This window comes from Nostoc sp. UHCC 0252 (assembly GCF_034931145.1).
Classification (GTDB): Bacteria; Cyanobacteriota; Cyanobacteriia; order Cyanobacteriales; family Nostocaceae; genus Nostoc.
Genome location: NZ_JAYGHE010000122.1, coordinates 9,398 through 12,102, shown reverse-complemented (window position 1 = coordinate 12,102; position 2,705 = coordinate 9,398). Strand labels below are relative to the sequence as shown.

The 2,705-nt window shown below is 46.4% G+C and carries 1 protein-coding gene; it reads right to left on the bottom strand.

All coding sequences use genetic code 11. From position 1 onward, the window contains the following. Nucleotides 1-5: 5 nt before the first annotated feature. Nucleotides 6-2,645, bottom strand: coding sequence for a chloride channel protein (locus VB732_RS34170; protein ID WP_323235256.1), 2,640 nt, complete (start codon nucleotides 2,643-2,645; stop codon nucleotides 6-8). Nucleotides 2,646-2,705 lie beyond the last annotated feature (60 nt).

Sequence of the window (2,705 nt, the reverse complement as noted above, 5' to 3'; positions counted from 1 at the left end):
GTATGTCAATTGTGAATTGCACCCCTAACTAAAATCACTGTACTTTCGACACCAGATGCGATCGCTTCTGGAATATTACCTTGAATTGCTTGCTGCAATAATCCCTCGCGCGAAGCTCCTAAAACGACAACATCGTAACCTTCGGTTTTTACTAAGTTAATCACACCTTCAGCGACTGAATCAGCTTGGACTGGGAGAGCAACTACACTACTGGACAATTTTCGCCGCCGCATCAAATGGCGAATGGCTTGTTCTGAAACTGACATATCTGGCTTGAATTCAAATGGTTTAAACACCTGTGTCAAGTGAATTTGTGGATCATTTCCCAATGTAATTAAAGCAGGTAACAACTTAATCGCTAATGGAGAATTGGGGCCGCCAGCCATTGGGACTAGCCAGCGATTGAACTGGGGACTGGAAATTTGGGAGTGCCCAGTTGTGCCTAATTTTACTAACACTACTTCGCAGGTGGCCTGGCGAATTATGGTGTCGACAACGTTGCCAAAAATCCGACCAGGGGTAGATGTGTTACCTTTCCATCCCATCAAAATTAGGTCGATGTGTTGTTCATTGATTGTTTCCAAAATTGCCTGTGCTACGTCGTGGGTAACTCGTATCTGGGTGTGCAAAGGAATTTTCCACTTTTTAGCTAAGACTTCGGCTTGTCGTAGCAAGCGGCGGCTTTTTGCCGTCCTTACCTGTGTTTCTGATGGGGAACTGTGACGGGGTACTAGCATCACTTGTACGCAATCTATTTCATAATGGCGATCGCGGGCAATAGCTGCTGCCATTTGTAATAAAATACCTGCGGTTTCGGGATTAGCTACTGGTACTAATAATCTACCGCTACCGATGCTGGGCGATCGCGTCTGGTAAACTATGTATGAAGGTTCTGGTCGCAGTTTCGGAGTCCGGTTATCACCATTGAGATGATCTGCTTCCGCCCGAATAATATCTGCACGAGTAATAATCCCGATTAGTTTTCGTCCATCTACCACAGGTAAGCGACTGATTTGATAGCGATCGAGTAAATACAGCACATTGCTTAAGGTGTGGATTGGTGTTACTGTCATCGGGACAGAGGTCATTATTTCTTTTAACAAAATATCGGCTAAATTGCGATCGCGGAGCGTGTGCTTTGCACTCTCGCGTACTTTCAGCAAATCTGTTTGCGTCACAATCCCTACTAACTTGCTATCTTCCACCACAGGGAAACCGCGATGATGGGAACGAGCAAAAGACTGCATTGCTTCTTCCAAGCTCATCTCTGCATCCAGAGTTTCTACCCGTTCTTGCATCACATCTTTTGCGGTTAACTTGGTTAACGCTCCTTCCATAGGAGCTTCTTTGGTGAGAGTGATGCCTTTTAATTCCAAAAGTTTCTCATAAAGCGAACCAGGTACTACCTTATCCGCAACCAGGTAAGCTGCTACAGAAACAATCATCAAAGGTAGCACCAGATTGAAATCTGTAGTCATCTCAAATATAATCACGATTGCTGTGATTGGCACTTTAGAAACGGCGCTAAAAAATCCCCCCATACCCGCCAAAGCGTAAGTAGTAGGAGAGCCGGTTCCGGTGATATATAACTCAGATACACCGATGATGTACCCTAAACAAGAACCCAAAATCAGACTCGGAGCAAATAATCCCCCTGGCGCTCCCGAACCAAATGCGATGAGTGTGAGGACGAATTGGGCGGCAAAAGCGATCGCTGCTACGCTTGGATGAGACTCTCCAGTAATTAAGGACTCTCGTAATCCCGTATTATCACGAAAGGATGCGGGGAGCAGGGACACGACAACACCAGAGAGAAATCCAGCCAAAGCTACCCGCAACGGTAAGCTGATATGTAATTTTCTATAAAATTTTATACTGAATATTAAGCCGCGATTAAACAATGCACCCAATAACCCTGCCAAAATACCTAAAAGCACGAAAAAGGGAATTTCTGGGATAGAGAATTGGCTAGAAGATTGTACCAATTCCAAGTTAAGGTCAAGAGAGCCACCACCTAAAAGTCGGGATATCACCCCACCAATAAAGGAGGCGATAATCGCAGTTCCCAAAGTCAATCCTGATAAATCTTGGAGTAACTCTTCAACGATAAACAATACACCTGCGATCGGGGCATTGAAAGCAGCAGCTAAACCCGCACCCGCACCGGCTGCAATCATTTGTCGCCGATGATCTGGGGAAGTGGGAACCCAACGACTCATTCCGGCTGCCAAACCTGCCCCTACATGGACAGTAGGGCCTTGTCGTCCCAAAGTCATGCCCGAACCGATGATGATGATAGCACTGAGTAACTTTACACCTGCTACCCGCCAAGATAACTTCATCGGCACATTAGCTAGAGTTGCTTTAACTTGCGGTATTCCGCTACCAAAAGCTTCTGGAGCCAATCTATCTACCAACCATCCAGCCAAAAATCCCAGGACAAGACCAATTGTAGGTAGCGCCAGCCATGCCGGAAAAAGCTGGGTACTATGGACTCGCCATGTCCCCAACCATCCCGATCCTACTTTCAAAAATACCGCAGATAGGGCAGCAACCAGACCAATAATACAAGCTTCGGCGATCGCTAAACCTCTTCTAGGCTGCCACCAGGTGCGAAAACGCTGATTCAGAACAGGAAGAGACATAATTTTTAGAGATTAAGGGATTGGGCAGGAGGTAGGGGGCAGGGGGCAGGGGAGCAGGGA

Bases quoted from the DNA above. Each gene is read 5' to 3' on its own strand.
- VB732_RS34170 (WP_323235256.1), bottom strand. From the start codon at position 2,645: ATGTCTCTTCCTGTTCTGAATCAGCGTTTTCGCACCTGGTGGCAGCCT.